Source organism: Haloterrigena salina JCM 13891, assembly GCF_000337495.1.
GTDB lineage: Archaea > Halobacteriota > Halobacteria > Halobacteriales > Natrialbaceae > Haloterrigena > Haloterrigena salina.
In genome coordinates, this window is sequence record NZ_AOIS01000036.1 from 17,544 (window position 1) to 42,171 (window position 24,628).

Genomic DNA, 24,628 nt, shown 5'->3' on the forward strand with positions numbered 1-24,628 from the left:
ATTCGTCGCACCGTTCTCACAGCGACAGCAAATCCAGCAGATGACAGCATACCCGACATCCACAGCGATCGACAGCCGCCACGCGGCGGGAGGTAATCGATGAGCGAACGCGCAGCAAAGGTCACACCGGCAGACGAGGAGGAACAGGACGACGACCAGATCACCGACAGCGCGGCTCCGGACGCGGCCCAGGAGATCGACGCCGAGTCGGAGACGACGCCGGAGCCCGTCACCAGCGGTGCCGAAGCGGTCGTCCGCGCGCTAGAAAACGCGGGCGTCGAACACGCCTTCGGCGTGCAGGGCGGGGCGATCATGCCCGTCTACGACGCCCTCTACGACTCGGAGATCTACCACGTGACGATGGCCCACGAGCAGGGCGCGGCCCACGCGGCCGACGCCTACGGCATCGTCTCGGGGAAGCCGGGGATCTGCCTGGCGACCTCCGGGCCGGGCGCGACCAACCTCGTCACGGGGCTGGCCGACGCCGACATGGACTCGGATCCGATGATGGCCCTGACGGGCCAGGTGCCGACGGAGCTCGTCGGCAACGACGCCTTCCAGGAGACCGATACGACGGGCGTCACGACGCCGGTCACGAAGGATAACACCTTCTCGAGCCACTCGGACACCGTCGGCAGCGACGTCAGCGAGGCGTTCGCCCTCGCCAGCGAGGGCCGACCGGGCCCGACGCTAGTCGACCTGCCCAAGGACGTGACCAACGGCGAGACCGACCGGGAGCCCGACGCGCCGTCGGTGCCCGAGACCTACGAGGTCCAGGAGCGAGCCGACGAGGAGATCGTCGCGGCCGCGGCCGAACGCATCGAGAACTCGAACAGGCCCGCCATGCTGCTGGGCGGCGGCGTCATCAAGGGCGAGGCCAGCGAGGCCTGCCGCGAGTTCGCCATCGAACACGAGATTCCGGTCATCACCACGATGCCCGGCATCGGTGCCTTCCCCGAGGATCACGAGCTCTCGTTGGAGATGGCGGGGATGCACGGCACCGGCTACGCCAACATGGCGATCACCCACTGCGACACGCTGATCGGGATCGGGACGCGGTTCGACGACCGCCTGACCGGCGGCATCGAGACCTTCGCGCCCGACGCGGAGCTCATCCACGTCGACATCGACCCCGCGGAGATCTCGAAGAACATTCACGCGGACTACCCGCTGATCGGCGACGCCGCGACCGTCGTCGAACAGCTGGCCGAGGCGGTCGACGAGTCGCCCGAGGCCACGAAATGGCGCGCGCAGTGCCAGCAGTGGAAGTCCGACTACTCGATGGCCTACGACGCGCCCGAGGACGAGCCGCTCCAGCCGGAGTTCGTCGTCGAAGCCTTAGACGAGGCGACCGACGACGACACCATCGTGACGACCGGCGTCGGCCAACACCAGATGTGGGCCTGCCAGTACTGGACCTACACCGAGCCCCGAACGTGGGTCTCGAGTCACGGACTCGGGACGATGGGCTACGGGCTGCCGGCGGCGATCGGCGCCCGAATCGCGGCCGACGACGATCAGGACGTCGTCTGTTTCGACGGCGACGGCTCGTTCCTGATGACGCTGCAGGGTCTCTCGGTCGCGGTCCGCGAGAACCTGGACATCACGGTCGCCGTGCTCAACAACGAGTACATCGGGATGGTCCGACAGTGGCAGGACGCCTTCTTCGAGGGCCGCCACTCCGCGTCGGACTACCACTGGATGCCCGAGTTCGACAAGCTCGCCGAGGCCTTCGGCGCGGCCGGCTTCCGCATCGACGACTACGACGAGGTCGCCGACACCATCGAGGAGGCGCTTTCCTACGACGGCCCCTCGGTGATCGACGTCCACATCGATCCCGAGGCCAACGTCTTCCCGATGGTTCCGAGCGGCGGCGACAACGGACAGTTCGCACTGACGGAGGATCAGCTATGAAGCGCGGATTAGAAGGACCACCGCCGGAGGACCGACCGACCCCCGCGGGTCGACGCAACAAGCAGGGCATTCGCATCGACCCCGAGGTTGAAGCGACCCACGAGCCCCGGCGTACCGTGATCTCCGCGCTGGTCGCCCACGAGCCCGGCGTGCTCTCGGACGTCTCGGGGCTGTTCTCGAGGCGACAGTTCAACATCGAGAGCCTGACCGTCGGGCCGACGAAAGACGAGGACCGCGCGCGGATCACGGTCGTCGTCGAGGAGCCCGATCCGGGCATCGACCAGATCAAGAAACAGCTGCGCAAGCTCGTGCCGGTGATCTCGGTGCGCGAACTCGAGCCCGACGCGATGCAGCGGGAGCTGGCGTTGATCAAGGTCGACGCCGAGGATCCCGCACAGGTCAGCGCCGTCGCGGACATGTACGACGCGACGACCGTCGACTCGAGTACCGAGACGGCGACCTTCGAGATCACGGGCGCGCGCCAGAAGATCGAGGCAGCGATCGACACGTTCGGCCAGTTCGGGATCCGGGAAATCTCCCGAACCGGGACGACGGCGCTCGCTCGCGGCACCGAGGAGACCGCGGCAGCCGCGAACGCGACTGAATCGACCGCCACCGAGGCGAACCGCGACGAACCATACCAGACAGCAAACGATGACTGACGAATTCACCACCGACATCTACTACGACGACGACGCAGAGGTATCGACGCTCGACGACGAGACCGTGGCTGTGCTTGGCTACGGCAGCCAGGGCCACGCCCACGCGCTGAACCTCCACGACAGCGGGGTCGACGTGGTCGTCGGCCTCCGCGAGGGGTCGTCCTCGCGCTCGGCCGCCGAAGCCGACGGTCTCGAGGTCGCGACGCCGGCCGACGCCGTCGCCCAGGCCTCCTACGTCTCCGTGCTGGTGCCTGACACCGTCCAGTCGGACGTCTACGAGAACGCCATCGAACCCAACCTCGAGGCGGGGGACACGCTGCAGTTCGCCCACGGGCTGAACATCCACTACAACCAGATCCAGCCCCCCGAGGGCGTCGACGTGACGATGGTCGCGCCGAAGAGCCCGGGCCACCTCGTCCGCCGGAACTACGAGAACGACGAGGGGACCCCCGGCCTGCTGGCGATCTACCAGGACACCACCGGCGACGCCGAGGAACGCGCGCTCGCCTACGCGAAGGGGATCGGCTGCACGCGCGCCGGCGTCATCGAGACGACGTTCCAGGAGGAGGTCGAGTCGGACCTCTTCGGCGAGCAGGCCGTCCTCTGTGGCGGCGTCACCTCGCTGGTCAAACACGGCTACGAGACGCTCGTCGACGCGGGCTACTCGCCGGAGATTGCCTACTTCGAGTGTCTCAACGAGCTCAAACTGATCGTCGACCTGATGTACGAAGGCGGGAACATGGAGATGTGGAACTCCGTCTCCGACACCGCCGAGTACGGCGGGCTCACCCGCGGCGACCGGATCGTCGACGAGTCGGTTCGTGAGAACATGGAAGAGGTCCTCGAGGAGGTCCAGAACGGCGAGTTCACGCGCGAGTGGATCGTCGAGAACCAGGCCGGTCGACCCAGCTACAGCCAGCTTCGACAGGCCGAGCAGGAACACGACATCGAGGAGGTCGGCGGCCGACTGCGCGACCTGTTCGCCTGGGCCGAGGAGGAAGAGCAAGCGGAAGACGAAGACGAGTCCGTCCAGGTGCAGGCGGACGACTAACGACAGGACACCACCAATGAACGAGAACGAAACGACATCCGAGACGATGGCCGACGTCAGCCACACCAACCCCTACACGGGGGAGACGGTCGGTCGGCTGTTCAGTCGCGGGCCGACGGTCGTCGCCGACGGCGGTGAGCCGAGCGAAACGAGGCGAACGACGGAAGGCCGCGGGTCTTCCGGAAGCGAGCGAGACGCGACCGGCTCGAGTGAACGCACGGACGAGCGATCGAACGACACGATGGCGGACGTGGATCATACGCCGCCACAGGACGCCGAAGACGCGAACCGCGTCTTCGAGCGCGGACGGGACCACCCCGTAGAGGACGAGGAATGAGCGAGGGCACACTGTACGACAAGGTCTGGGATCGACACAAAGTCACCACGCTGCCGACGGGACAGGATCAGCTGTTCGTCGGACTCCACCTCATCCACGAGGTCACGAGTCCGCAGGCGTTCGGGATGCTCCGCGAGCGCGACCTCGAGGTCGCCTACCCCGAACTGACCCACGCGACGGTCGATCACATCGTCCCGACGGCCGATCAGTCCCGACCCTACGAGGAGGACGCGGCCGAAGAGATGATGGCCGAACTCGAGGAGAACGTCCGCGAGGCGGGCATCGACTTTTCGGACCCGACGACGGGCGATCAGGGGATCGTCCACGTCATCGGACCGGAGCAGGGACTGACCCAGCCCGGCAAGACGATCGTCTGTGGCGACAGCCACACCTCCACCCACGGCGCCTTCGGCGCGCTCGCGTTCGGGATTGGGACCTCCCAGATCCGCGACGTGCTCGCGACGGGCACCGTCGCGATGGAGAAACAGAAGGTCCGCAAGATCCAGGTCGACGGCGAACTCGGCGACGGCGTCGAGGCCAAGGACATCATCCTCGAGATCATCCGTCGTCTGGGCACCGAGGGCGGCGTCGGCTACGTCTACGAGTACGCCGGCGAGGCCATCGAGAGCCTCGGCATGGAAGGTCGCATGTCGATCTGTAACATGTCGATTGAGGGCGGCGCCCGCGCGGGCTACGTCAACCCCGACGAGACCACCTACGAGTGGCTCGAGGAGACGGACTACTTCCAGGAGAACCCGGAGAAGTTCGAGGAACTCAAACCGTACTGGGAGTCGATCCGGAGCGACGAGACGGCAGAGTACGACGACGTCGTCCACATCGACGCGAACGAACTCGAGCCGGTCGTCACCTGGGGGACCACGCCCGGCCAGGGCGTCGGCGTCACCGAGCCGATTCCGGCTCCCGAGGACCTGCCCGAAGACAAACAGGATACGGCCCGGCGCGCCCAGGAACACATGCGCGTCGAACCCGGCGACACGATGGAGGGCTACGACATCGACGTCGCCTTCCTCGGTTCCTGTACGAACGCACGCCTGCCCGACCTGCGACGTGCCGCCGAGATCGTCGAGGGACGGCAGGTCGACGATGACGTCCGCGCACTGGTCGTCCCCGGCAGCCAGCGCGTTCAGGAAGCCGCAAAGGAGGAAGGACTGAAAGACATCTTCGAGGAGGCCGGTTTCGAGTGGCGAAACGCCGGCTGTTCGATGTGTCTCGGCATGAACGAGGACCAACTCGAGGGCGACGAGGCCAGCGCCTCCTCGTCGAACCGGAACTTCGTCGGCCGACAGGGCTCGAAGGACGGTCGAACCGTCCTGATGAACCCGCAGATGGTCGCCGCGGCGGCGGTCACCGGGGAAGTCTCTGACGTACGTGATCTGAAAGAGGTGACCGCGGCATGAGCCGCGAGGATGAGCGAAGCGAGTCCTCGGAACGCGCGAGCGGGGAGGAACGACCCGCGAGCGACGCCGAGGTTCGGGAGATCCGAACCGACGGCGGCGACGAAGTCGAGATTCCCGAGGTCACCCACGTCTCCGGCTCGGGCGTCCCGATTCGGGGCAACGACATCGACACCGACCAGATCATCCCGGCGCGGTTCATGAAGGTCGTCACCTTCGACGGACTGGGCGAGTTCGCGTTCTTCGACGTCCGGTTCGACGACGACGACAACCCCAAGGACCACCCGATGAACGAGGACCGATTCCAGGACTCCTCGGTGATGGTAGTCAACAGCAACTTCGGCTGTGGCTCCTCGCGCGAGCACGCGCCCCAGGCCCTGATGCGCTGGGGGATCGACGCGATCATCGGCGAGAGCTTCGCCGAGATTTTCGCTGGCAACTGTCTGGCCCTCGGAATCCCGACCGTCACGGCCGACAGCGAGACGATCCAGGATCTCCAGGACTGGGTCGACGAGAACCCCGACGGCGAGATCGACATCGACGTCGAGGCCGAGGAGGTCACCTACGGCGACACCACGATCGACGTCACCGTCGACGACGCCCAGCGCAAGGCGCTCGTCGAGGGTGTCTGGGACACGACGGCGCTGATGAAGTCCAACGCCGGAGAAGTGCGGAAGAAGGCCGCGGAGCTTCCCTACGTCGAGGACGCGGCGATTCCCGAAGCCGAGTAACGCGCTCGAATCACTCTCGTTCGCCGTTTTCCGTTCACTGAAACCGTAGCTAGAGACATCGCGATCTCCCGTTCGCACGTCCGGTGCGTTCGCCGTCGCTCGAGCGTTCGAATTCGGGGCGATTCGATCGCTCCCTCGAGCGGTTCGCCACCTGGCCCGAGCGATTCGCTATCACACCGGCAGCGGCAGGTCCGTGCCGACATCGCTACCGCTTTCGGCGCCAGTCCGCAACGACAGGTATGTCTCGGAACCGTGATATCGCGATGTTTCTGTCCTTGGCCGTGCTGTGGGGGTTCTCCTTTCCGGCGATTTCGGTCGGCCTCGAGTCGCTCCCGCCGTTGCTCTTCGCGGCCGCCCGGTACGATATCGCCGCCGTCCTGTTGCTGACGGCGGCCGCCGTCCGCGTCGAGAAGTGGCGACCGACCGCCCGGAACGACCTCGCGGCGGTCGCGGGCGGCGGCGTCTTCCTCATCGCGGGGAACGGGCTGCTCTTCCTCGGCCAGCAGACGGTCCCCAGCGGCGTCGCCGCGATCCTGCAGGGGCTGGTGCCAATCCTGACCGCGCTGTGGGCGATCCCGCTGCTGGGCGAGCGGCTCTCGGGGCTCGGGGCCGTCGGCGCCGCCGTCGGTTTCTTCGGCGTCGGGCTGGTCGTCCAGCCCGATCCCGGAAACCTCCTCGCGGGCGACACCGGCGCGCGGCTGCTCATCGTCGGGCAGGTCTGTAGCGTCGCGCTCGGCGGCGTCCTGATCCAGCGGGCCGGCCCGACCCTCGAGCAGCTGCCGCTGGTCGGCTGGTCAATGCTCGTCGGCGGCCTCGTCCTCCACGCCGTCAGCCTCGGCCGGGGCGAGGGACCCGGCGCCGCCGCGATCGGTCCCGTCTCGCTGACCGCCCTGCTCTACCTCGGGATCTTCGCGACCGCCGTCGCCTTTATGATCTACTTCACGATCCTCGAGGAACACGGCGCGTTCGAGGCGGCGCTGATCGGCTACCTGGTGCCGATCGTCGCGACCGTCGCGGGCGTCGTCCTGCTCGGCGAGTCGATCGGCGCGCTGACGATCGCCGGCTTCGCGCTCGTCGCGGTCGGCTTCGCCCTGCTCAAGCGCCGAACCATCGCCGACGCGGTGGGGCTCTCGACGGGAATTGGTACGCCGTGACGACCCGACTGCGACGGTCCGCACGGTGACGGCCGACTACTCCTCGGCGGCCCCGTCCTCGGTCGAGCCGACGGTCCGCTTGGCAGCCAGTAATCCGCCGACCGTACCCGCGATTCCGGCCGGGATGCCGAATTCGGGGTGCCGTCGTCCGCATCGGTGTCATCGTCCGTGTCGTTTCGGTCGTCGGTGTCGTCCGTCACTTCCTCGTCGTTTCCGTCGTTCGTTGCCTCCCTTCTCTTCCTCGAGGACGGTCGCCAGCTCCTCGTCGACCTCGAAAGAGCCCTCGAGGCGGAGATCGCGAGACGACCGACCGACGGCGACTTCGAACGCGCCGGGTTCGACGACCCACTCGCCGTCGTCGGCGTCGTAGAACGCGAGGTTGTCGCGGTTGACGCGGAGCGTCACCCGTTCGCTCTCGCCGGCGTCGACGGCGACCTTCTCGATCGCGGCGAGCTCTCGCTGCGGGCGATCGACGCTCGCGTCGACGTCACTGACGTACAGCTGGACGGCCTCTCTCCCGCCGTAGTCGCCGTCGTTCGCGACGGTGAGGGAGACGTCGAGGCCGTCGTCGTCCGCCGCCAGCTCGAGGTCCGAGTAGGCGAACTCGGCGTACGACTCGCCGTGTCCGAAGGGGAACAGCGGCTCGACGTCGCGTTCGTCGAAGTGACGGTAGCCGACGAAGACGCCCTCGTCGTAGTACACCGTTCCGTCGATGCCGGGGTACGCCCGCGCGTCGTTGGGGACGACGTCGATTTCGCCGGGGAGGTAGTCCTCGAGGTTCCGTGCGAACGTCACCGGCGACTTTCCGGACGGCGTCGTCCGTCCGAACAGGAGCTTCCCGACGGCGGTGCCGGCCTCCTGGCCGGGGAACCAGAGCTGGAGGATCGACGGGACCGAATCGACCCACGGCATCGCGACCGGCGATTCGGTGTTGAGGAGGACGACGGTCTCCTCGTTCGCGTCGGCGACGCGCTCGACGAGCGCGTTCTGGTTGCTCGGGAGTCCGAACTGGACGCGGTCGTCGCCGTAGTCGGTGTTCGACTGCGCGAGCACGACGGCCGCGTCGGCGTCGCCGGCGGCCGCGACCGCGTCGTCGAGCGCGCTCGGCGGGTTCCACTCGAGTCGCACTGGTGAGCCGCCGACCGCTTCGACGCGGACGTCGTATTCGACACCCTCCTCGAGGTCGACCGCGATTCGGACGGTGTTCGGGCCGGCGAATCCACCGCCTAGGTTCTCCGTTACGACGTCGCCATCGAGGAACAGCGTACTCTCGCCCTGGCTGGTGAGCGCGAACCCGAACGATCCCGATTCGGGCGCGGTAACCGTCCCTTCCCAGACGGCGGTCCCGGCGTCGCCGTCGAAGTCGACGGCCGAGACCGACCCGGTCTCGGTCGGTTCGCCGTCGACGTCGTCGCCGTCGTAGTACTCGTAGGCGAACCCGTCGTCGGCTTCGACGAGCTCTCGACGGTCCGTCCCGACGGCCGTCACGTCGACCTCCTTCCCGACGACCGCTTTGATACCGTCAACGGGGCCGCGACGGCGGATGGCCGGGACGGCGTCGCTCCCACCGACGTTGTACTTGAACTCCTCCGGAGACGGGCCGACGAGCGCGATCTCGTCGACCTCGCGCTCGTCTAACGGGAGGACGTCGGACTCGTTTTTCAGGAGCACCGTCCCCTCTTCGGCCATCCGCTCGGCGAGTTCGAAATGCTCGTCGGTGCCGCGGGCGGGCTCGCTTCCGATCCGGTCGTCCTCGAGCGCGCCGATCTCGGCCTGCGACGTCAGCGTGCGGCGAGCCATCTCGTCGACGACGGACTCGTCGATATCGCCGGCCGCCACGGCTTCCGCCAGCGTCTCCCCGAAGTACTCCGCGCTCGGCATCTCCACGTCGAGTCCGGCCTCGGCGGCGTCGACCGTGCTGTGAGTTCCGCCCCAGTCCGAAACGACGAACCCGTCGAATCCCCACTCCGCTCTGAGTACGCCGGTCAGCAGCTCGCGGTGTTCCGAGGAGAAGGTCCCGTTGATCCGGTTGTACGCCGGCATGACCGCACCGGCGTCGCCCTCCCTGACGCCGGCCTCGAACGGCGGGAGGTAGATCTCGCGGAGCGCCCGTTCGCCGACGCGCACGTCGTGTTCCGACGTCGAAAAGTAGTCGTAGACGTCGCCCGTCGCCCGCGTCTGGTTGTACGCGACGAAGTGTTTCAGCGTCGCGACGACCCCCTCGGACTGCACGGCGCCGGTGTACGCCGCGGCCATCCTCGAGGCGAGGTAGGGATCCTCGCCGTAGGTCTCGCCGGCGCGGCTGTGCAGCGGGACTCTGAAGGTGTCCATCGACGGCCCGAGGAGCACCGACACGTCGAGGGCCTTCGCCTCGCGGGCGATCGCTCGCCCCTCCGATTCGATCAGCGTCGGATCGAACGTCGCCGCCGCCGCGATCGGATGCGGAAAGTCCGTCGCGGGGTCGGCGGCGACGACGCCGGCCGGTGAGTCCGCCATCCCCATTCCGGGGACATCGAGCCGTTCGATACCCTGCAGATAGCCGGCGATTCCCTCCGGGCCGCCGTCGGCGCCGTGCGTTCGACTCACCTTCTCCTCGAGTGTCATTTCCTCGACGATCGATGCCGGATCGTCCTCCCCGGACACGGCACTCCCCGTACCGATCACTCCGAGGGACAGCCCTACCGATGCCAGGGCGCCGGTTTTCAGTGCGGTTCGTCTGGTAAGTCCCGATTCCGACCGAGACCGATTATCCTTACTCATAGTTCAGGCACGATCATTTACAAAGATGTTAATAAATATTCACGGTAGATTGGGCAGTGTTGACACTATTCAGGAAGTAACGACCGATCCGATCCATTATTTAACTTGATAGGTAGTTAATTCGACTAGATTCGATACTCCGGTGACACGAACGGACGTTCGATATCCTGCGAACCGCGCCGCGCGCGGTTCGGGCGACGAGGACGCGTCGCCGTGGTCCGCTTCAGCATGAGTCCGAGTCCGGATCGAATGCGCGGCGGGCGGGTCGGGGACCGTCGTCCGAAGCACCGATTGTCAGCGCCGCCCCGGGTCGCGGTATCGATACCCTCTTTTCGGCCGGCCAGAGACTATCTGCCATGACTCACGAGATTGCCGTCATCCCGGGCGACGGAATCGGACAGGAAGTCACTCCCGCCGCGGTCGACGTGCTCGAGTCCCTCGAGATCGACTTCAAGTTCACCGAAGCGGACGCGGGCGACGCGGTGAAAGAAGAGACCGGCGAGGCGCTGCCCCAGGAGACCTACGATCTGGCGGCGTCGGCCGACGCGACGCTGTTCGGCGCGGCCGGTGAGACCGCGGCCGACGTCATCCTGCCGCTCCGGACGGCCGTCGACTCCTTCGTCAATATCCGCCCCGCGAAGGCCTACCCCGGCATCGACGCCGTCCGACCCGAGACGGATCTGGTCTTCCTCCGCGAGAACACGGAGGGCGTCTACTCGGGGATCGAGGACCGGCTAACCCAGGACGTCTCGACGCTGACTCGCGTCGTCACCGAATCGGCCTCGGAGCGACTCGCCGAGTTCGCCTGCGACTACGTCGAAGACGGCGACCACGACGGCTTCACCATCGCCCACAAGGCAAACGTCATGCGCGAGACGGACGGCCTCTTCCGCGACACCGTCAACTCCGTCGCCGACGAGAAGGGCGTCGAGACCGACGAGGTGCTGATGGACGCCTTCGCGACGCGCGTCTGCCTCGACCCCGAGCAGTTCGACGTCGTCGTCTGCCCGAACCTCGCGGGCGACGTGCTCTCGGATCTCGCCGCGGGGCTGGTCGGCGGGCTCGGCCTCCTGCCCTCGGCCAACGTCGGTCCCGAGCGCGGCCTGTTCGAACCCGTCCACGGCACCGCGCCCGACATCGCCGGCGAGGGCGTCGCGAACCCGGCCGCGACGATCGTCTCCGCCGCCATGCTGCTCGAGTACCTCGGCTACGACGAGGAGAGCGACCGCGTCCACGCGGCCGTCGAGGACACCCTCGAGAACGGGCCACGGACGCCCGATCTGGGCGGCGACGCGTCGACCGAGGACGTGACTGACGCAATCATCGAACGACTGTAACCGGCGCTCGGGTCGCGGACGCTCGATCGAGCGTTCCTTCGTTCTTTGCAGACTGACTTTCGTTTCTGTAGTACGGTTCGTCGCCGTTTCGAACGCTCGAGACGGGAATTTGGTGTCGAAAGTCACTAGATTGTTGCCGGTTCGCGTTGTGTTCGTCCCCTACGGTCAGAAACGATCACGAATTCCGGCATAAACAAATAAAACCGTGCAGGACGCAGGTTGATCGGAAGACCACCCAGGCTCATGTTACCCGAACAGCGCAAACGGACGATCGTCGAACTCGTGTCGGAGCGAGACGGTTGCTCTGTCGAGGAGCTGTCCGCCGAACTCGACGTCTCGAAGGCGACTATCCGGCGGGATCTCGACGCCCTCGAGGAGGAGCGTCTCGTCGAGCGATCCCACGGCGGTGCCGTCCCGGTGACGGCGGTCGGACGCGAGCAGACGTACGTCCAGAAGGAAGTCCAGAATCTCGAGGCGAAGACCGCGATCGGCGAGCGCGCCGCGACGGAGATCCACGACGGGCAGGTCGTCTTCTTCGACTCGGGGACGACGACGATGCAGGTCGCAAAGCGGGCGCCGACCGACACGGCGTTCATTCCGGTGACGAACTCGCCCCTGCTGGCGCTCGAACTCGGGAAGAACGCCGACGACGTCAAGCTCACCGGCGGGACGCTCCGCCACCGGACGCGGGCGCTCGTCGGTCCCAGCGCGGAGGCGTTCATGGATCGGACGAACTTCGACCTGCTCTTTCTGGGGACGAACGGCATCGCCGGCGACGGGAGCCTGACGACGCCGAACGAGGACGAGGCCCGGATCAAGGAGCTGATGGTCGAGCGCGCCGAGCGGGTCGTCCTCGTCACGGACGAGACCAAATTCGGCGAGCGGAGCTTCGTCGAGTTCGCGTCGCTGTCCGACGTGGACGTGCTGGTGACCGACGCGGAACCGACCGGCGAGATCGGCGAGGCCTGCGCCGCGGCCGACGTGACCGTCGGCGTGGAGGTGCCGGATGATCGCTAGCGTGACGCTCAATCCGGCCGTCGACTACACGGTCGAACTCTCCGAACCGCTGACCGAGGGGGCCGTCGCCCGCTCCGACGAGCACCGCTACGACGCGGGCGGCAAGGGGATCAACGTCTCGAAGTACCTGACCGAACTCGGCGTCGAGACCGTCGCGACCGGCGTCGTCGGCGGCTTCCTCGGGCGCTCGCTCCTCGAACGACTCTCCGCGGCGGCGATCGACGCCGACTTCGTCGAGATCGACGGCGAGACGCGGCTCAACACCACCCTCCTCGGCCCCGACGGGGAGTACAAGATCAACCAGAACGGACCGCAGGTCGCCCCGTCTGCGGTCGAGGAGATCGTCGACACGCTCCAGAGATACGATCCCGAGACGGTCGTGATCGCCGGGAGCCTGCCGCCGGGGACCGGTCCCGAGACGATCGACCGTCTGGCCGCGGCCGGCTCCTGGGAGACGGTCGTCGACGTCGGCGGGGCGACCCTCGCCGACCTCGAGGCCGAGTACGCACTCTGCAAACCCAATCACGATGAGCTCGCGGCGGCGACGGGACGGCGCGTGGACGACGTGCAGTCGGCGATCGCGGCCGCCGAGGAGCTACAGACCGCCGGATTCGAGCGCGTCGTCGCGTCCCTGGGCGCCGACGGCGCGATCATGGCGACGCCCGACCGAACGCTGCACGCGCCGGCGGCGGACGTCGACGTGGTCGACACCGTCGGAGCGGGCGACGCCCTACTGTCGGGCGTGCTCGCCGCTCGGGCCCGCCAGGAATCGGACGCGGTCGCGCTCAGATCGGGCGTCGCCGTCGCCTCCCGGGTGGTCTCGGTGTCGGGGACGCGAGCGCCGTCACTGACGGGGCTCCGGGACGAACGCGAGTCGATCAGCGTCTCCGCATACTGATCGCCGCCCCGAATATCCGATCGCAACCATATTTCGAATAAATTCAGTCTAAAACAAACATATTCGAAACCACTTTTGCAGCCGCTGTCGAAGAACTGCGGCAGAGATAGCATGGAAAACGATGTAGAATCACGACTCCGCGCCCACCTCCTCTCGGTCAAGGAGGATCTGATGACGGGCGTGTCGTTCATGATCCCGTTCGTGACGATCGGCGGGATCTTCCTCGCGCTCGCGTTCATGGTGGCGGAGCTGCCGTGGACGGCCGGCAACACCGAGACGGTGTTCGAGGAGACGGGGTCGATCGCGTGGTACATGGCCCAGATCGGCGATCTCGGGCTGACAATTATGATCCCCGTCTTAGGCGGGTACATCGCGTACGCGGTCGCGGACAAGCCCGGTCTCGCGCCCGGGTTCATCCTCTCGTGGGCGATCCAGCAGGAGGCGATCATCGAGGCCGCCGGCCTGATCATCGGATTCGAAGCCGACGGGGCCGCCGCCGGCTTCCTCGGGGCGATCGTCGCCGGGCTGCTCGCCGGCTACGTCGCTCGCTGGATGAAGGGGTGGTCGGTGCCGTCGGTCGTCTCCCAGATGATGCCGATCCTCGTGATTCCCGTCTTCACGACGCTGCTGCTCGCCCCGATCGTCATCCTCGGACTCGGCGTCCCGATCGCCATGGTCGACGACGCGCTGACGTCCGCGCTCGAGGGCATGCAGGGGTCGAACGCCATCCTGCTCGGGGCGATCCTCGGCGGGATGATGGCGGTCGACATGGGCGGCCCGATCAACAAGGTCGCGTACGTGTTCGGGACCGTCCTCGTCGCGGACCAGATCTTCGCGCCGATGGCCGCCGTGATGATCGGCGGGATGGTCCCGCCGCTTGGCCTCGCGCTCTCGAACTTCATCGCGCCCCAGAAGTACTCCGCGGAGATGTACGAAAACGCGAAGGCGGCCGTTCCGCTCGGCCTCGCCTTCATCACGGAAGGGGCGATTCCCTACGCCGCCGCCGACCCGCTCCGGGTGATTCCGTCGGCGGTCCTCGGCAGCGCGACGGCCGGCGCGGCCGCCCTCTGGCTCGGCGTGACGATGCCGGCGCCCCACGGCGGCATCTTCGTCGTGATCCTCTCGAGCAGCGCGCTGCTGTTCCTCGCCTGCATCGCGCTCGGAACGGCGGTCACCGCGACGGTCGCCACGCTGATCAAGCCCGACTACCACGAGCGCGTCGCCGGCGCCGAACCCGCGAAATCCGTGACCGACTCCGGACAGACGAACGACTGACTACCCAACGCAACCCTCACTGTTCAACACGATAGCGATCATACGATGACTGTGTCCGAACCCACAATCGACGCCGTACTGACCCCCGAACTGATCACGCTCGAGGAACCGCCCGCAGAGAAGGCGGCCGCGATCGAGTTCCTGCTCGACCGCGCGGTCGACGCCGGCCGCGTCACTGACCGCGAGGCGGCCCTCGAGGCGCTGCTCGCCCGCGAGGAGGAGACGACGACCGGTGTCGGCATGGGAATTGGCATCCCGCACGCGAAGACCGACGCGGTCGCCGAGCCGACTATCGTCTTCGCGCGCTCCTCGGCCGGCATCGACTTCGACGCGATGGACGGCGAGCCGGCGACGCTGCTGTTCATGCTGCTGGTCCCCGCCGAGGGCGGCGAGGACCACCTCGAACTCCTGAGTTCGCTCTCGCGGGCCCTGATGCACGACGACGTCCGCGAGCGCCTCCACGAGGCCGACTCGAAGGCGGCGATCGAGGAGACGATCACGGAGGCGGTCGCGTGATGGAACGCACTGTCACCGTGGTCCCCGAGGATGGACTCCACGCGCGGCCGGCCGCGAAGTTCGTCGAGACCGCGAACGAGTTCGACGCCGACGTGCGGGTCGCTCCAGTCGACGGCGACGACCCGGTCGACGCGGCGAGCATGCTCGCCGTGACCAGCCTCGGCGTCGCCAGCGGCGAGGACGTCCGGCTGATCGCCGAGGGCGACGACGCTGAGGCGGCCCTCGACGACCTCGAGGAGTTGCTCACGACGCCCGAGACCGAGTCCGCGGCCGAATCGAGTTCGGGGACCTGAACCGATGGCCGCCAACGAGTCCGCACCGCGGGCCCAGGAGGGAACCGGCGTCACGCCGCTGTCCGGCGTCGGCAGCGCCGTCTGGTACGATCCGAACGCCGACCTCGAGCTCGGCGAGCCGCCGGCGGCCGAGGCGGTCGATCCGGACGCCGAACGCGAACGGTTCGAGGACGCCCGCGACCGCGCCCGAGCGGAACTCGAGCGCGAGCGCGAACGGACCGCCGAGCGCGTCGGCGAGGACGAGGCCGCGGTGTTCGACGCCCACAAGCAGTTCGTCGACGATCCGCAGATCATCGACGGCGTCGAAGCGGCCGTCGACGACGGCCTGCCCGCCGAGCACGCGGTCGACGCCGCCTTCGAGGACCCGATCGCGCAGTTCGAGGGGATGGACGGCCGGATGGCCGAGCGCGCCGACGACCTCCGGGACGTGCGGGACCGACTGCTGCGGCTGCTGACCGACGCGGATCGCGTCGATCTCGCCTCGCTGTCGACCGGTTCGATCCTGCTGGCCGAGCGACTGACGCCGAGCGACACCGCCCAGCTCGATTCCGAGCGCGTCGCCGGCTTCGCGACGATCGAGGGCGGCCGAACCTCCCACGCCGCGATCTTCGCCCGCTCGCTGGGGATTCCCGCCGTCGTCGGCGTCGGCGAGGACCTCGAGTCGATCGACGACGGCGCCGACGTGCTGGTCGACGGCGAGGACGGCGCGGTGATCGCCGATCCGACGCCCGACCAGCGCGAGCGCGCGGCCGCAGGTCGCGACGTCGAGATACGCGAGGAGCCGGTCGCGACGGCCGACGGACGTTCCGTCGAGGTCGCGGCCAACGTCGGAACCCTCGCGGAACTCGAGGGCGCCGTCGCGCAGGGCGCGGACGGGATCGGCCTCTTCCGGACCGAGTTCCTCTTTCTCGATCGGGAGGCGCCACCGGACGAGGACGAGCAGTTCGAGGTCTACCGCGAGGCGCTGGCGGCGTTTCCCGAGGGGCGGGTCGTCGTGCGGACGCTCGACGTCGGCGGCGACAAGCCGATCCCCTACCTCGAGACGCCCGACGCGGACAACCCGTTCCTCGGCCAGCGGGGGATCCGCCGCTCGCTCGGTCCCGACGCCGACCTCTTCGAGACCCAGCTCCGGGCGCTGTTGCGAGCGGCCGCCGCCGAATCGGGGACGCTCTCGGTGATGTTCCCGATGGTGGCGACCGTGCCGGAGCTCGAGGCGGCCCTCGAGACGGTCGCGGACGTCGCCGCCGACCTCGAGTCCGAGGGGATCGAGCATGAGCGGCCGGAACTGGGCGTGATGATCGAGACGCCCAGCGCCGCCTTCATCGCCGACGAGCTGGCCGAGCGCGTCGACTTCCTCAGTATCGGCACGAACGACCTCACGCAGTACGTGATGGCCGCCGCCCGGGAGAACGAGCGCGTCGCCGACCTCCGAGATCCCTGTGAGCCGGCCGTCCTCCGCGCGATCGAGCGCACCGTCGCGGCCGCCGACGCCGGCGACGCCTGGGTCGGGATGTGCGGCGAGATGGCCGGCGACCCCGACCTGGCGCCGCTGCTCGTCGGGCTCGGGCTCGACGAACTCAGCATGAGCGCCGTGACGATCCCCGAAGTGAAGGCCGCGATCGCCGACCTCGAGACCGACACAGCCGAAGCGCTCGCGAACCGAGCGACCGACGCGGCCACGAGAACGACCGTGTACGAGCACGTCAACACCACCACAGACCAATGAAATTCGTCGCAGTAACGTCCTGTCCGACGGGTATCGCACACAGCCAGATGGCGGCCGAAAACCTAGAGCAGACCGCGACCGATCTCGGCCACGAGATCGACGTCGAGGTTCAGGGCGCCATGGGCCAGGAGAACGAACTCTCGAGCGACGCGATCGCCGAGGCGGACGCGGTGATCATCGCCGCGGACACGTCGGTGAATCAGGATCGCTTCGAGGGGAAACCGGTCGTCACGGCGCCGGTGAAAGACGCCGTCAACGACGTCGAGGAACTCCTCGAGCGAGCGATCGCGGCGGCCGACGGCGAGGCGTCGAGCGCCGAATCGGCGCAGCCGGCGGACGCGGCCGACTCCAGCACCGAGACGGCCGATTCGGGCGCGCCGCGCCGGGGCGGCGATCCCTCGAAGGGATTGTTCGCCAGACTCAAACGACTCCTCTCCTGAGCGGGGCGACGTTGCCCGGCGTTCGCCTCGGCGGTCCGCCGCGGTGACACGTCTGCAACACCGACACCTATCACAGTCGCCGTGATACCCCCGGCTATGCCTCGAGACGACACTCTCGCCGGCATCGAATCGCACGTCGCCGACACCGACCGCCTCGAAACCCACTACCTCGAGGCCGGCGCCCCGAACGGGGCCGCCGAGGCCGACGGAACCGTCGTCTTCGTCCACGGGAACGTCTCCTCGTCGCGCTTTTTCGAAGACGTGATGCGCGAACTGCCGGCCGGCTATCGCGTCATCGCGCCGGACCTGCGGGGGTACGGCGACTCCGAGACGAAGCCGATCGATGCGACGGACGGCCTCCGAGACTTCGAGGCGGACCTCCGCGCGCTGTTTTCCGAACTGGACCTCGAGGAGCCCGTGACGCTGGTCGGCTGGTCGAACGGCGGGGGCGTCGCGATGCGGTACGCGATCGACAATCCCGAGGCGGTCGACTCGCTCGTCCTGGTCAACCCGCTCTCGCCGTACGGCTTCGGCGGGACGAGAGACGAGGAGGGAACGCCGTGTTTCGACGACTACGCCGGCTCCGGCGGGGGGCTGGGCAACGAGGAGTTCGTCGCGGGACTCGCCGAACGGGACCGCGGCGAGGAGGGTCAATCCTCGCCCCGGAAGGTCCTGCGGACGTTCTACGTCGATCCGAGCTACGTGTTCGACGAGGAGCGCGAGGAGTCGTACCTGACGGGGATGCTCGACACCGCGACCGGCGACGAGAACTACCCCGGCGACGCGATCGAGAGCGAAAATTGGCCCGGCGTCGCGCCCGGGGAACACGGCGTGAACAACGCCATCTCGCCGAAGTACTGCGATCTTGAGGAGATCGTCGACGTCGATCCCGACGAGAAGCCGCCCGTCCTGTGGATTCGCGGCGACTCGGACCAGATCGTTTCCAACGAGTCCGTCTTCGACGTGGGCACGCTCGGACGGATGGGACAGGTCCCCGACTGGCCCGGCGAGGACGTCTTCCCGCCCCAGCCGATGGTCGACCAGACCCGGGCCGTCCTCGAGGAGTACGGCGATTCGGGCGGCGAGTTCGAGGAGGTCGTCTTCGGGAACACCGGCCACGCGCCCCACATCGAGGTTCCCGGCGACTTCCGGGACGAACTCGAGGGCGCGCTGGACGGCTAACGGTGATCAGTCGAGCGGATCCGTCCGGGCTTTCGCCTCCGGTTCCGCTCCGTCGGCTTCCGCTTCGTCCGCCTCCGCCTCGTCGCGTTCGCTGCGCATCGTTCGGAGCGTCGAGAGGCCACGCTTCCGGGTGACGCCCTTCGAGAGGCGAACGCCGTCGAAGGTTCCCTCCCAGGACTCCTCGCTCACGCCGAGGTGGTCCATGTAGTAGGCGAAGGCGCCGAGCCACGCCAGCACGGCCGAGAGGACGAGAAACGAGAGCACGGAGACGACCCTCGAGGTGCCGGCGGCGCCGACCGCGATCCCGGCGGTGACGTAGACGAGCGAGGCGATCACCATGAGGACGGTGATCGTCGCGAACATATCGTTGACGGCCGTCACCCGCGCGTTGTACTCGATCCAGCGGCCGTAACTGCGCAGCAGGCGCTCCTCGAACTGCGCCGTCCCGGCTCGCGTCTCAGGGTCGGCTCGAGCCGACGCGAGCGCGACCTCGACGGCGTCGGTGTCGATGCCGCCACGGAGATTCGACGCCGTGTAGGTCACTCCGGCGAGACCCGTCGAGACCAGCAGGAGAATCCCGCCGGCGATCGTAAAGAGGTTCGCGAAGGCCATGATGTGGATATCGGTCTGGAAAATAATCGAGCCGCCGGTGACGACCAGCCCGATCAGCAGGAGGTTCGCCTTCAGGATCTCGATGGCCTTGGCGTCGATCTCCTGGAGGCGCTCGACCTGGTAGTCGAACGTCCGCTGGAGTTCCTCGCGGGCGACGGCGATCGTCTCCGTATCGAGGTCGTTCGTTCCGTCGGTCGCGGTGCCGATCGCTTCGTCACCGGCCGATTCGTCCGTTCGCTCCCGACCGCTCATGGATCAGGACAGCCGCCGGGGCCCTAAATAGTCACGCGTTCGACGCGCTCGAGTCAGTGCGCCCGGACGAAATCGCTCGCGACTCGAGTCAGTTCGTCTCGAGTGCGTCCCGATTGGCGTCGGCGAGTTCGACCAGCGCGTCGGCCTCGAGGGCGTGACACTCGCCGGGAACGACGAGCAGGTGCAGCGGGTCGCCGAACTCCCGCTCGGCGAGTTCCGACATGGTTCCGGCCGCGACGAGCGGATCGGGGCTGCCGGCGCGAGCGACGACGACGCCGACGAGGTCGGGGTACGCTTCGGCGAGCAACTCGGCGCCGACGTCGGCGGTCATGTACTCGTCCTCGTCGGTGAGTTCGTGATCGACCTTGATGTCGAGGTAGACGACCGTGTGGAGGCCGTCCTCCCGGTTCGCGTCGATCGTGTCCGTCACGCTCGCCGGCAGGCCGTCGGCGCCGTGGGCGTAGGGGAAGGGGAGGGTAGTCGCCTTCCCGAAGCGGTAGTTCTGGAGCCCGGTCAGGGAACTGGCGGCCGTCTGGGCCGTGACGCCGTGGATCACCCGCGTCTCGATCCCGCGGTCGTGGGCCCGCAGGCGGAGGTCGACGTGGGTCGTCGAGATCATCGTGTCGCCCGCGGTCAGGAAGGCCACGTCCTCGCTCTCGGCGGCCTCGAGGATGTCGTCCGGGTGCTGTTCGACGCCCGTGCGGTCTCGGACCTCGATGTCGACGTCGTGGGCGGCCTCGAGGTCTGCGGCGGTCGCGCCGAGCAGTTTGCTGGTGTAGAACTCGGCGTAGGCGCGATCGGCGTTCTGGAGGGCATCCCGGCCCTCGACGGTGATCGACTGCTCGTCGTAGAGTCCGAGACCGATGAAGGTGAGCATGGGCGCTCGTAGTATCAGCGTCCGGAATACGCTTTCGAGACGGCGGTCACCGATCGCGACGCCGTCTCAGCGGAGCCGTCGGTACGCCCGCAGGAGCAGCGACGCGGCCGTTCCGATACCGGGGATCCGCGAGGAGAGCGCGGCCGCGACGAGGAGCATTAGGCCGCTTCCGCGGTGTCCCTTCGAGAACTCCCGTATCGCGTCTATCAGGGTCGTCACGACGCCGATCTTTCTCATCAGTCCCGATCGATCGTCCGTTGTCGACGACATCTGTATCGGGCTGAGCGACGACCGCGACGGGCAAAAGACGGCGGGTTGCGCTTGCCACGCGGCGTCGATCGGTGAGGTGATCGGAGGCTACCGCCCGTCGTCCGCGATCGCCACCGCTTCGATCTCGACGCGATGGTCGGGACCGATCAACCGCTGCACCTCGACCATGCTGGTCGCGGGGCGAATGTCACCGAAGACTTCGCCGTGCGCGCGTCCGATCGCTTCCCAGTCGTCGATGTCGGTGACGTAGATCCGGGTCCGAACGACGTCCTCGAGTCCGGCGCCGGCCTCCTCGAGCGCGTCCGCGACGAGCTCGAGTGCGCGCTCCGTCTGTCGGTAAGGGTCGTCGGGCGCGACGACGTTCCCGTCCTCGTCGGTCGCGGTCGTCCCGGCGACGTGGATCTGCGAGCCGGCGCGAACGGCCCGCGAGTAGCCGACGGTCGATTCCCACTCGGTGCCGCTCGAGACGGTGTAGCGGTCCATACGGTCACCATCGTTCCTGGGGCGATAAGTGTCTGTGTTCGAACTAATACGACCTCAGAATCCGATGTGGGACGTCGAGGTGGGCCCGCCGTCGCCGTCGCCCTCGTTATCGTCGATCCCGCCCTCGCCGACGAACGTCAGTTCGTCGTCGGTGAGCACGATTCGGCCGTCGTTTCGGACCGAGATGTCGACCGACGGGAGCGTCGTGTCGGCGGCCTCGCCGTTGTCGCAGTAGCCCGAACAGGAATCGAACATCGAGCCGTGTTTCGGACAGATGATCCGGCCCTCGCGCATCGGGACGCCCCGACCCGTATCGAAGCGCTGGGCTTCGTGCGTACAGCGGTTGATCCACGCCTCGACGCCGCCGTCGGTCGACGCCTGACCGCTGGTCGAGCCGCTCTCGTCGTCGTCATCGCAGGGAACGAGAATCACTTCGTCCAGTTCGCCGTACTGGTCCCGCACCGTGAACAGCCACGATCCCTCCTCGCGGACCGTCTCCGCGGTTGTCAGCTCTCGCATACCGACCAGTACCGGCGGCGGCCTGAAAACTGTCACTCCGGCGTCCGCGGCTCGAGTCTCGATCTCGGCGTCCGACGGCGTGGCGAAACGTTACCGTTACGGCGGTTCGACGGCTTCGTTCGGGTATGGAAGTGCCGTGCGTCCGCGCGCCGCGCGAGGAAGGGGAAGCCACGCGTCAGCGACTCGCGGACGCGGACCTGATCGACGACGAGTACGAACTGACCGTCGACGACGGCAGCCTCTACATCCCGATCGCCGACCCCGACGCGGTTCCCGCGGAGTTCGAGGTCGTCTCCCGGACGCTCGAGGAGCGCGAGACACAGACGACGCCCGCGGACCTGCTCGGCTTCGAGCCGTCCTACGAGCGACTGGGCCGCGCGGCACTGCTCGACGAGGACGACGACGAACGCGCCCGGGAGATCGCCGACGCGATCGTCGCGTCGGATCTGCCCCTCGAGACGGTCCTCAACAAGGCCTCGAAAGTGAAGGGGGAGACCCGCGTCCGCGACTGGGAACTGCTCGCGGGCGCGAACACGGAGGTCGTCCACCGCGAGTACGGCTGCGAGTTCCTGCTGGATCTCGCCGAGGTGTACTTTTCGCCGCGACTCGCGACCGAGCGCAATCGAGTCGTCGAGCAAATTACCGCGGACGAGCACGTCTTCGACATGTTCGCCGGTGTCGGCCCGTTCGTGATCCCCATCGCGAAGCGCGGCGCCGAGTGCGTCGGCGTCGACGTCAACCCGGACGCCATCGACTACTTGCGGGAGAACGCGCGCCGCAACGGCGTCGAGGATCGGGTGACGGCGATCTGTGACGACGTCCGCAACCTCGTTGCGGGCTCGTCGCGCGAACGGTGTGAGTGCGACGGTGTTCGCGAGGTGACGCCCGAGTACGAGGGCTGGGCCGACCGCGTCGTGATGAACCTCCCCCACAGCGCCGACGAGTTCCTCGAGGCCGCCGTCACCGTCGCGGGCGACGACTGCGTGCTCCACTACTACGACATCCAGCACGAGGACGATCCATTCGGTCCCGGAGAGCGAGCGATCCGCGAGGCCGCCGAACCGGCGTACGACGTTTCGGTGGAGACGGAACGGGTCGTTCGCTCCTACGCCCCCCACGAACTGAACGTCTGTCTGGACGTCCGACTCGAGCGCTGACTCGAGGTACGAGATCCCATCGCACGGCCGTAACGATTCGCAATCCTTATGGCTGGTATCGGCCCTACAACAGAGTACACTCGCGCCGGTGTAGCTCAGACTGGCAGAGCGAATCCTTCGTAAGGATTAGGTCGAGGGTTCAAATCCCTCCACCGGCTTTCCTTTTGCGACGAATCGCTTCGCGATACCAGTTGCAGAGTGGCAACTGAACACGGACTGGCGCTGAAAAAGGACAGTGGTCAGGAACGGAGAGTCCTCAGAAGATCCCGAGAATGAACGTCAGTCCCATACCCACCAGCACCGTCGCCGTCAGCAACGGTAGGTACGGCGTGTATCGGTCGACCGTTTCGCGGTGGCGTTCGTAGCCTGCGATCAAGAGGAGCGTCGGAATGAGGATCGCAATGATCACGACCAGCGAATAAACCAGCATCAGTTCCAGGCAGTAGGCCGTCCCCGTACAGATCGCCAGAATTTGAATCGGCTCCTCGTGGGCGAACCCCAGCAGGAGGGCGGTCGTCCCGAGGGCCATCAATCCGCGTTCAGCGTCTTCGTCACTCAAATGACGATGTCCGCCGAACAGTCGCTCCCGAATCCGGGTCAGTCTCCCGCGCTGGGAGGTGGTCCCCGAATGGTTGTGGTCGTGTGAATGATCGTGTTCATGAGTGTGGGTATGGGCGTGGTCGTGGTGGGACTCATCGTGATCGTGACCTGACCCGTGTCCGCCGTTCCGATATTCGTGGATTCCCAGTAGAATGAGGATGATCCCTGCGATATATCGCATCCACGGGCCTTCGGCGAAGGCAGCGAAGCGACTGAACCAAAAGTACGCCACTACCAGTGCGACGCTGCTAATCAGATGTCCGACTCCGAGAACGAGTCCTGCGACCGCCCCGTAGAGCCACGTCCGCGAGCGATTCAACCCGTAGGTCGCAGCGATCGGCCACCCGTGATCCGGGAGCACGCCGTGGATAAAGCCGATCGTAACGACACCTGCAACGAGACCGAGATCCATGCGGAATCCTCGGGAGAGACGGCACAAAAATGCTGTTAGCACCGATTGAGGGGGATCGTAATACCCCGGTCGGCGTGAAAAACCACAGCACCCATTCGTTCACCCCGCTAAGTCCGCTGTAACCAGATGCGTACCAGTTTCAATATTCCGGATGACTTACTCGAGGAATTTGATCAGACGTGGCAGACTGAGGGATTCGACTCCCGGTCACGAGCAGTTCGGGAAGCGATGCAGGAGTATATCGAGGCTCACACCGAACTCGAGACCGTCTCGGGCGAAGTGACAACCGCGCTTGCCTTCGATTATCAACACGAGCACGTGATCCGCGAACTCCACGACGTACAACACGATTTTCAGGATATCATTACGACGACGAGCCACACGCACGAAGGCGATTGGTGTCTGGAAACGATTTTCTGTCGCGGCGAGGCGGCCCGCGTTCGCAAACTCGTGTATCGACTCCGCGATTTCGACGCCGTGGGACAGGTAAAAGTCCTGTTACTTCGGTCTTGAATATCCCTGCAGTTGTTTCGAGTGGCCGGTTATCGACGAGACGAGCGATGTGAGTTCTCGATTACGCTGTCGCCGTCCGAGTGAAACGCAATGCCTCCAGAAACCCCCATCTCCGAACTCGACAACCGCCGCATTCCGCGACGGCGACCGCGTTCGAACGGCGGACTCGACGAGTCCGAATCCGTCTAGACAGGGACGACAAGGAAGACAGGATTGTTGATCGGC

At 67.0% G+C, this 24,628-nt stretch carries 25 protein-coding genes and 1 tRNA gene; 19 read left to right on the plus strand and 7 right to left on the minus strand.

Going from position 1 to position 24,628, the window contains the following annotated elements; genetic code table 11:
* The first annotated feature begins 99 nt into the window (after positions 1 to 99).
* From ilvB to C477_RS09850, 7 genes are all read left to right on the plus strand, one after another.
* A complete protein-coding gene (gene ilvB, locus C477_RS09820) occupies positions 100 to 1,914 on the plus strand; it encodes a biosynthetic-type acetolactate synthase large subunit (RefSeq protein WP_008894325.1) in 1,815 nt (604 codons plus the stop codon).
* Positions 1,911 to 2,576 (plus strand): acetolactate synthase small subunit, encoded by a 666-nt coding sequence (gene ilvN, locus C477_RS09825; protein WP_008894326.1) that lies wholly within the window; start codon positions 1,911 to 1,913, stop codon positions 2,574 to 2,576. The genes ilvB and ilvN overlap by 4 nt, the downstream gene beginning before the upstream one ends.
* Positions 2,569 to 3,627 (plus strand): ketol-acid reductoisomerase, encoded by a 1,059-nt coding sequence (ilvC, locus tag C477_RS09830; RefSeq protein ID WP_008894327.1) that lies wholly within the window; start codon positions 2,569 to 2,571, stop codon positions 3,625 to 3,627. The genes ilvN and ilvC overlap by 8 nt, the downstream gene beginning before the upstream one ends.
* 16 nt (positions 3,628 to 3,643) lie before the next feature.
* Entirely contained in the window at positions 3,644 to 3,964 is a 321-nt protein-coding gene (locus C477_RS09835) for a hypothetical protein (RefSeq protein ID WP_008894328.1), read from the plus strand.
* Positions 3,961 to 5,382 (plus strand): 3-isopropylmalate dehydratase large subunit, encoded by a 1,422-nt coding sequence (gene leuC, locus C477_RS09840; RefSeq protein WP_008894329.1) that lies wholly within the window; start codon positions 3,961 to 3,963, stop codon positions 5,380 to 5,382. The genes C477_RS09835 and leuC overlap by 4 nt, the downstream gene beginning before the upstream one ends.
* On the plus strand, positions 5,379 to 6,110 hold the full coding sequence (gene leuD, locus C477_RS09845; protein WP_008894330.1) for a 3-isopropylmalate dehydratase small subunit: 732 nt from the start codon (positions 5,379 to 5,381) through the stop codon (positions 6,108 to 6,110). The genes leuC and leuD overlap by 4 nt, the downstream gene beginning before the upstream one ends.
* Positions 6,111 to 6,349: 239 nt before the next feature.
* Complete coding sequence (locus C477_RS09850; RefSeq protein WP_008894331.1) at positions 6,350 to 7,264, plus strand: DMT family transporter; 915 nt, start codon at positions 6,350 to 6,352, stop codon at positions 7,262 to 7,264.
* Between the two features lie 159 nt (positions 7,265 to 7,423).
* Here C477_RS09850 and C477_RS09855 read toward each other — a convergent pair whose 3' ends face one another.
* Positions 7,424 to 9,907 (minus strand): glycoside hydrolase family 3 N-terminal domain-containing protein, encoded by a 2,484-nt coding sequence (locus C477_RS09855; protein WP_204366223.1) that lies wholly within the window; start codon positions 9,905 to 9,907, stop codon positions 7,424 to 7,426.
* Between the two features lie 473 nt (positions 9,908 to 10,380).
* Here C477_RS09855 and leuB point away from each other — a divergent pair, with 473 nt between their 5' ends.
* The 9 genes from leuB (at position 10,381) to C477_RS09900 (ending at position 18,708) form a co-directional block, all read left to right on the plus strand.
* Positions 10,381 to 11,361 carry a 3-isopropylmalate dehydrogenase gene (gene leuB, locus C477_RS09860; protein ID WP_008894333.1) on the plus strand — a complete coding sequence of 327 codons (981 nt, stop codon included), beginning with the start codon at positions 10,381 to 10,383 and terminating at the stop codon, positions 11,359 to 11,361.
* Between the two features lie 243 nt (positions 11,362 to 11,604).
* Complete coding sequence (gene glpR, locus C477_RS09865) at positions 11,605 to 12,378, plus strand: HTH-type transcriptional regulator GlpR (RefSeq protein ID WP_008894334.1); 774 nt, start codon at positions 11,605 to 11,607, stop codon at positions 12,376 to 12,378.
* The gene (pfkB, locus tag C477_RS09870) at positions 12,368 to 13,276 is read left to right on the plus strand and encodes a 1-phosphofructokinase (RefSeq protein ID WP_008894335.1); all 909 of its coding nucleotides are present in this window, start codon (positions 12,368 to 12,370) and stop codon (positions 13,274 to 13,276) included. The genes glpR and pfkB overlap by 11 nt, the downstream gene beginning before the upstream one ends.
* 111 nt (positions 13,277 to 13,387) lie before the next feature.
* Positions 13,388 to 14,551: a PTS fructose transporter subunit IIC gene (locus C477_RS09875; protein ID WP_008894336.1), complete on the plus strand. Its 1,164-nt coding sequence runs from the start codon at positions 13,388 to 13,390 to the stop codon at positions 14,549 to 14,551.
* A gap of 45 nt (positions 14,552 to 14,596) precedes the next feature.
* The gene (locus C477_RS09880; protein ID WP_049914466.1) at positions 14,597 to 15,067 is read left to right on the plus strand and encodes a PTS sugar transporter subunit IIA; all 471 of its coding nucleotides are present in this window, start codon (positions 14,597 to 14,599) and stop codon (positions 15,065 to 15,067) included.
* Positions 15,067 to 15,360, plus strand: a complete 294-nt coding sequence (gene ptsH1 / locus C477_RS09885; protein ID WP_008894338.1) for a phosphocarrier protein HPr — start codon at positions 15,067 to 15,069, stop codon at positions 15,358 to 15,360. The genes C477_RS09880 and ptsH1 overlap by 1 nt, the downstream gene beginning before the upstream one ends.
* Before the next feature lie 4 nt (positions 15,361 to 15,364).
* On the plus strand, positions 15,365 to 17,086 hold the full coding sequence (gene ptsP / locus C477_RS09890) for a phosphoenolpyruvate--protein phosphotransferase (protein WP_008894339.1): 1,722 nt from the start codon (positions 15,365 to 15,367) through the stop codon (positions 17,084 to 17,086).
* Positions 17,083 to 17,526 carry a PTS fructose transporter subunit IIB gene (locus tag C477_RS09895; RefSeq protein WP_049914467.1) on the plus strand — a complete coding sequence of 148 codons (444 nt, stop codon included), beginning with the start codon at positions 17,083 to 17,085 and terminating at the stop codon, positions 17,524 to 17,526. Before ptsP ends, C477_RS09895 begins: the two co-directional genes overlap by 4 nt.
* Before the next feature lie 96 nt (positions 17,527 to 17,622).
* Complete coding sequence (locus C477_RS09900; RefSeq protein WP_008894341.1) at positions 17,623 to 18,708, plus strand: alpha/beta fold hydrolase; 1,086 nt, start codon at positions 17,623 to 17,625, stop codon at positions 18,706 to 18,708.
* A gap of 6 nt (positions 18,709 to 18,714) precedes the next feature.
* Here the strand turns inward: C477_RS09900 and C477_RS09905 are convergent, their stop codons facing one another.
* From C477_RS09905 to C477_RS09925, 5 genes are all read right to left on the minus strand, one after another.
* Positions 18,715 to 19,572 carry a hypothetical protein gene (locus C477_RS09905; protein WP_008894342.1) on the minus strand — a complete coding sequence of 286 codons (858 nt, stop codon included), beginning with the start codon at positions 19,570 to 19,572 and terminating at the stop codon, positions 18,715 to 18,717.
* 88 nt (positions 19,573 to 19,660) lie between these two features.
* Complete coding sequence (gene dph5 / locus C477_RS09910; protein WP_008894343.1) at positions 19,661 to 20,449, minus strand: diphthine synthase; 789 nt, start codon at positions 20,447 to 20,449, stop codon at positions 19,661 to 19,663.
* Between the two features lie 66 nt (positions 20,450 to 20,515).
* Positions 20,516 to 20,686: a hypothetical protein gene (locus tag C477_RS09915; RefSeq protein ID WP_193366260.1), complete on the minus strand. Its 171-nt coding sequence runs from the start codon at positions 20,684 to 20,686 to the stop codon at positions 20,516 to 20,518.
* Between the two features lie 120 nt (positions 20,687 to 20,806).
* The gene (locus tag C477_RS09920) at positions 20,807 to 21,202 is read right to left on the minus strand and encodes a RidA family protein (RefSeq protein ID WP_008894345.1); all 396 of its coding nucleotides are present in this window, start codon (positions 21,200 to 21,202) and stop codon (positions 20,807 to 20,809) included.
* A gap of 54 nt (positions 21,203 to 21,256) precedes the next feature.
* Complete coding sequence (locus C477_RS09925) at positions 21,257 to 21,721, minus strand: Rieske (2Fe-2S) protein (RefSeq protein WP_008894346.1); 465 nt, start codon at positions 21,719 to 21,721, stop codon at positions 21,257 to 21,259.
* Between the two features lie 125 nt (positions 21,722 to 21,846).
* On the opposite strand from C477_RS09925, the gene C477_RS09930 reads away from it, so the two are divergent.
* Together C477_RS09930 and C477_RS09935 are read left to right on the plus strand one after the other, a co-directional pair.
* Positions 21,847 to 22,878, plus strand: a complete 1,032-nt coding sequence (locus C477_RS09930; RefSeq protein ID WP_008894347.1) for a class I SAM-dependent methyltransferase — start codon at positions 21,847 to 21,849, stop codon at positions 22,876 to 22,878.
* A gap of 84 nt (positions 22,879 to 22,962) precedes the next feature.
* A tRNA-Thr gene (locus C477_RS09935) sits at positions 22,963 to 23,036 on the plus strand.
* A gap of 98 nt (positions 23,037 to 23,134) precedes the next feature.
* Here the strand turns inward: C477_RS09935 and C477_RS09940 are convergent.
* Positions 23,135 to 23,890 (minus strand): hypothetical protein, encoded by a 756-nt coding sequence (locus C477_RS09940; protein WP_008894348.1) that lies wholly within the window; start codon positions 23,888 to 23,890, stop codon positions 23,135 to 23,137.
* Positions 23,891 to 24,016: 126 nt separating this feature from the next.
* Between C477_RS09940 and C477_RS09945 the strand changes: the two genes are divergently transcribed.
* A complete protein-coding gene (locus tag C477_RS09945) occupies positions 24,017 to 24,403 on the plus strand; it encodes a CopG family ribbon-helix-helix protein (RefSeq protein ID WP_008894349.1) in 387 nt (128 codons plus the stop codon).
* Positions 24,404 to 24,628 lie beyond the last annotated feature (225 nt).